General features: G+C 37.1%; 5 protein-coding genes. 3 read left to right on the top strand and 2 right to left on the bottom strand.

The window, feature by feature from the left end:
* Together F6K22_RS29625 and F6K22_RS29620 are read left to right on the top strand one after the other, a co-directional pair.
* Positions 1–2,385, top strand: a 2,385-nt coding sequence (locus F6K22_RS29625; protein ID WP_293106386.1) for a TIGR02921 family PEP-CTERM protein, incomplete at its 5' end; no start/stop codon positions are given.
* A 228-nt stretch (positions 2,386–2,613) separates the two neighbouring features.
* Positions 2,614–3,852: a tetratricopeptide repeat protein gene (locus F6K22_RS29620; protein ID WP_293106384.1), complete on the top strand. Its 1,239-nt coding sequence runs from the start codon at positions 2,614–2,616 to the stop codon at positions 3,850–3,852.
* A gap of 342 nt (positions 3,853–4,194) precedes the next feature.
* On the opposite strand, the gene F6K22_RS29610 is transcribed toward F6K22_RS29620, so the two are convergent.
* Together F6K22_RS29610 and F6K22_RS29605 are read right to left on the bottom strand one after the other, a co-directional pair.
* Complete coding sequence (locus F6K22_RS29610) at positions 4,195–4,395, bottom strand: type II toxin-antitoxin system RelE/ParE family toxin (protein WP_293106381.1); 201 nt, start codon at positions 4,393–4,395, stop codon at positions 4,195–4,197.
* The gene (locus F6K22_RS29605; protein WP_293106379.1) at positions 4,383–4,730 is read right to left on the bottom strand and encodes a hypothetical protein; all 348 of its coding nucleotides are present in this window, start codon (positions 4,728–4,730) and stop codon (positions 4,383–4,385) included. The genes F6K22_RS29610 and F6K22_RS29605 overlap by 13 nt, the downstream gene beginning before the upstream one ends.
* Before the next feature lie 68 nt (positions 4,731–4,798).
* On the opposite strand from F6K22_RS29605, the gene F6K22_RS29600 reads away from it, so the two are divergent.
* On the top strand, positions 4,799–5,665 hold an 867-nt coding region (locus tag F6K22_RS29600; RefSeq protein ID WP_293106377.1), incomplete at its 3' end, for an Rpn family recombination-promoting nuclease/putative transposase.

Raw genomic sequence — 5,665 nt, 5'->3', positions numbered from 1 at the left:
GCTCTGGAACTTTTATATGGTTATGCTAATCGAAATCGGTTAGCATCATGGTTACAAATGTTTGCCCATACTCTCATGTTATTAACTGGTTTATATGTGGGAATATTACTGCTATTTTATGCTGTGCCAGTATCTGTAATGTTGTTACGAGAATTTTTCTCTTTTTACTGGCTTCAAGGAATTATTTCTGAGTTAACTTACGCTCCTAGTTATGTATTTACATTACTCTCATCTTTATTTTTATTAGGTTTAACCACAACTTTATTTGTATTTATGCCTTCAGCTCTAGCCAGTTTATACGTTCATTCTGGGCAAAGAATATTGAGAATGTTTGCTTTTAAACATGGGCATCAACGTACATTTCAAGGAGCTGTAGTTGTGATAACTGCTTGGATGATTATGTTTGTTTCATTTCAGCAACAACCCCAAGTTGTAGTTTTTCAAATGTTAGATTTACCAGTCAGAAATCAGAGCGATCGCCAAGAGCTTTTAGCCAATTCTAATTTAATTCGAGATGGATTAGTTAATGCCTATTTATCCTCATATCGTTATCTAAGTACGGTTGGGAGAAGTAATCAAATTCGCATCATGTACAGAAGCACATTTGGTTTGCCAGAATCAATTAATCAAACATTACAAGATTACTTCAATCATCTTATGTCACCCTTTTTATATAAAGGTTCCAATAAAGACAAACAAAAAGCAGCAAAACTCTACAGTAATTTTTTCGATGCGCCAATTCAAAAAGCAGAACAAACAGCCATTCTTAATGGTCTTCAATCGACAGCAAATATAGATGAAGTAAAAGCTGGATTATTAAATATTGGGGAACAAAAAGTCTGGCTGAAAAACCAAGAAATTAATGTTACAGAAAATGGAGACTGGGCAGATATAGAACTATATGAAATTTACGAAAATCAAACCTTTGAACCCCAAGAAATTTTCTATTATTTTACCCTCCCAGAAAGTGCAGTTATTACAGGTATTTGGTTAGGCGATACTGACAACCGCGCCCAACGTTTTCCTTTCAAAGTTTCGCCCCGTGGTGCAGCACAAAAAGTCTATAATTCTCAAGTAAGAAGAGAACGTCCGGTCGATCCTGCTCTCCTAGAAAAAGTCGGACCTCGGCAATATCGTTTACGAGCATTTCCCATACCAGCAAAATTATCAGCAAGGGAACGAAAAAATAACCCAGACCAACCAACACAAATGCACTTGTGGTTAACTTATCAAGTCATGGCAAAAAATAATAGTTTTGCTTTACCGGAGTTGACAGAGAAACGTAATATCTATTGGAATAAAAACACCAAACGAATTTACAATACCAAGTCTGTCAGAGGCGATCGAGAAGCATGGTTGCCACCCAGTCTTCCCGCAGTTGCCGAAACTACTCCACAACAACATCAGATAAATTTCCCCAACGGATATCAAATTTCTGCTCAACCATTAGTAACGCCGGAAAAATTTTTACCAGAAAGCGAACGGTTTGCAGTAGTTGTGGATACTTCCTACAGCATGAGGGATAAAACCAAAGAATTAAAACAGAATATTGACTGGTTGGTGGCAAATGGTTTTGGAGACCTGAGTTTTGGTAACGGTGATGCAGACATATATTTGACTGATGTCGGTTTTCCACCAGAACGCATTGATGATATTAGTCAGTTTGATGCTGAGAAAGTTACATTTTTCGGTACCCTCCAATATCAAGAAATGCTAGAACAATTTCTCCAGTTACGAGGGGATACTCGCTACAATGGGTTGATATTTGTGACAGACGAGGGTAGTTACGAACTCTCAGATGACACTCAAGAAATGCCGAAATTATCTGCTCCTCTCTGGATGTTGCATTTGGGAGCAATGCCACCTGCTTATGATGATGCCACATTAAAATTGATGCAAAAAAGTGGGGGTGGTGTGGCGACAAAACTTACCGAGGTATTTCAGCAAGTGACCGCAAAATCAAAATTAGGAAAATCTGTTGTTAGTGTGGCAGATGGGTATGCTTGGTTTATGGATAAAAAATCTGATGGGGAAATAATAGAAGATAGTTTTGCACCTCTGGCAGCTCAACAGTTAGTTTTGGGATTGAGTAAAAAAATGAACTTGGAGACTCTGGAGGAGTTGGATGCTATTCACGCGATCGCCAAGACATATAAAATAGTTACGCCATATTCTTCAATGATAGTTTTGGTGAATGACGAACAACGGGAAGCACTCAAACGTGCAGAAGCAGCAGCAGATCGTTTTAACCGGAAAGTTGAAGATGGCAAGGAGGAGTTAACAAACCCCGATAACCCATTAGATACTTTAAGTGTACCCGAACCTGGTATGGTATTGGGAATGGTGGCAATGGGGTTTTTCTTATTTATTTTGAAAAAAAAGTAGAAAAATTGTAGTAGACTGACACATCTAAAATAGGTGTAGGTTGAGGTGCTCACACGGATTATGGCACGGATATACGGATTAATAGTTGAAAACTTTTGGTTTAATACGAAATCTGAAAAGATGCTTTTGTAGTCTATAAAAAAAAGCGATCGCTAAAACCTAATTTCCATAGGAAAGCGATCGATCTATAATCAAATTATCCTTTAACTAACTAAATCAAAACTACCAATGACTAGACCATCCCCAAACCCTTCTCCACGCCCTGCAAATGTTAGGTTGTTAGCAATAATAGGGACAACAATAACTATGATTGGTGTTATTGTTGGTATTGTTAATGATGGAGCCAGCATTCTTAAGAACTTTAAAGGACGATCTCCAACCCAGGATGCTGAAAGTTACTACGATCGCGGTGATGAGCATTATGATAGAAGAGAGTATGAAAAGGCGCTTGCTGACTTAGAGCAGGCCATCCGACTCAATCCTAAATTGACTAAAGCTTACAATCTTATGGGTCTTGTTTACCATAATCGGGGAGAGTATGAAAAGGCTATCTTCAACTATAGCATAGCTATTGGACTCAATCCCGATTCTGCTCTTCTATATAACAACAGGGGTTGGACTTACTATAACCAGAGAGAATACGAAAAGGCTATCCCTGACTATAGCAAAGCTATTCTATTAGATCGCATGTATCCTCTTGCTCACAGGAACCGAGGTCTTGTTTACAGTAAGCAGGGAAAATATGAACAGGCGCTCGCTGACTATAACCAAGCTATTCAACTCAATCCCAAATTTTCTGATGCATACTATGCCAGGGGTTTAGCTTACTACCACCACGGAGAATATGAAAAGGCACTTACTGAGTTTAACCAAACTATTCGACTCAATCCCAAATATGCTAATGCTTACTATAACAAAGGTATTGTTTACCGTAAACAGAGAGAATATGAAAAGGCACTTACTGAGTTTAACCAAGCCATTAAAATTAATCCCAGGTATGCTGATGCTTATAACAACATGGGTATTGTTTACCGTGAGCAAGGAGAATATGAAAAGGCGCTCGATGACTTTAACCAAGCTATTCAAATCAATTTCAAACATACTGATGCCCACTATAATCGTGGTGATGCTTACTTTAATCAGGGAGAATATGAAAAGGCGCTCGATGACTTTAACCAAACTATTCAACTCAATCCAAAATATACTAATGCTTACATTGGCAGGGGTATTGTTTACCGTGAGCAAGGAGAATATGAAAAAGCCCTCGATGACTTTAACCAAGCTATTCAAATCAATCCAAAATATGTTAATGTTTACTTTAGCAGGGGTTTGATTCACAAGCGTAACAAGAATATTGACAAAGCCATATCAGACTTTGAAAAAGCTGCCGACTTATACAAACAACAAGGAAATCAAAAGTGGTATCAAAACTCTCTAGATCGACTCAGAGAATTACGAGGAAATTAGTATTTGTAGGTTTGGTTTCGTTACCTCAACCCAACATAAACGTAAAACGTAAAGGTGTTGTTGGGTTTCACTGTCGTTCTACCCAACCTACCTTGATCGAGTTCAACACTTCCCAAAAGCAATCTTTACTTCAAGCAAACCATCAATGACAACTGATAACTGATAACTGATAACTGAAGTAGCGTTGGCGGAGCCTAGCGGCAGCTATATCGCTCCCCAAGCAAACTATCCATTAACCAACCCAAACCACCAAACTAGCGAGGTCTATTTTCTCGTCCGTGGTAAACGCGCAAAATAACAACATCATCTTCAAGAATAGTGTAATGAATCACATAACCGTATTTACCAAAAGAAACTAAAATTGCGCAACCCTGAAACCTCACCTATAGGCGTACCACGGCGGGGATTTTCCTGTAAACTTTCCCCAGAAGAAACAATTTCTCGTACTGCCTTTGCAGCAGCATCAGCATTGTTTATCTTCAGAAATTCATAATGACGGTTGAGGTCTTCAACAGCCTTGTCTGTCCAAACTATTTCGGGCATGGTTTTTCTGCATCCGTTCCTAAACTATCGGCCCATTCCCGCACCCGACTATGGTCTACTGAACCCCCTCGACGACGATAATCTTCAAGGGCTAATTTACTTTTCTCAATCATTTCCTCTTCCGTCAAAGGTATAAAATCTAATGTTGAATCTATCTCTCCGTAATCTAGTAATTCCTCTGTTTTTTTATCGGATTCATCTATCAGTAATTCCTCAAAATATTCTAAATTACCAGATGAATTTACTAGCCATTTTCGGAGCAGATTTTTCACTTGATCTCCCGATAGTGGCTCCAGGCGTTCTAATATTTTCTGTCTGAGATTATTTGTTGTCATAAATATCCAGATTAAATTATAATCTATAGTATACCATAAATCATAGAAATTATAGAAAATATATAACCATGACATTTATTAGCCCCAAAACCGACTTTGCCTTTAAAAAAATATTTGGTTCTATTCACAGTCAAAAAATCCTCATTAGTTTTCTCAATGCCATAGTTTATAACAATCAAAATGTTATTCAATCTCTCAAAATTATTAACCCCTATAACCCTGGAGTTACTAACACTATCAAAGAGACTTATTTTGATGTAAAAGCACTTTTAGATAATGGCTCTACCGTCATTATTGAAATGCAAATATTGAACGTAGCAGATTTTAAAAAACGAGTAATTTATAACTTAGCAAAAGCTTATGGAAATCAATTAGATGTAGGGCAAGGTTATATGATGTTGCAACCTTTTATAGCTTTAACAATCGCCGATTTTGTTTTATTTGAGGATATTGATAAAATGATTACTAAATTCAGATTTAAAGAAGAGACAGAATTGATTAATTACGAAGATGAATTAACATTAATGTTTGTAGAGTTACCCAAATTTGGAAAAGAATTGTCAGCCTTAGAAACCCTCAGCGATAAATGGATATACTTTATTAAATCGGCATCAAATTTAGAAGTAATACCAGAATCATTGGAAGAAGTATCAGAAATAGAAGCAGCATTAAAGATAGCAAATAGAGCTAACTTAAACAATAAAGAATTAGAGGAAGTAGAGCAACAAGAGAAGTTGATGAGAGATAAACAAGGACAAATTAGTTTCGCGAGAAACGAAGGACGGGAAGAAGGAATTGGAATTGGAGTAGTGAAACAAATCTTACGTCAAATTCGCAGAAAATTTGGAGAAATATCTCCAGAAGTCGAGACTCAGATAGAACAATTATCTTTGGAAAAATTAGATATTTTAGGTGAAGAAATTTTTGATTTAGCA

Source organism: Okeania sp. SIO2F4 (genome assembly GCF_010672385.1).
Lineage (GTDB): Bacteria > Cyanobacteriota > Cyanobacteriia > Cyanobacteriales > Microcoleaceae > Trichodesmium.
This window is presented reverse-complemented; position numbering and strand designations above follow the sequence as displayed.

Coding starts and splice junctions, on each gene's coding strand:
- F6K22_RS29605 (WP_293106379.1), bottom strand. CDS start 4,730: ATGACAACAAATAATCTCAGACAGAAAATATTAGAACGCCTGGAGCCA.
- F6K22_RS29620 (WP_293106384.1), top strand. CDS start 2,614: ATGACTAGACCATCCCCAAACCCTTCTCCACGCCCTGCAAATGTTAGG.
- F6K22_RS29610 (WP_293106381.1), bottom strand. CDS start 4,395: ATGCCCGAAATAGTTTGGACAGACAAGGCTGTTGAAGACCTCAACCGT.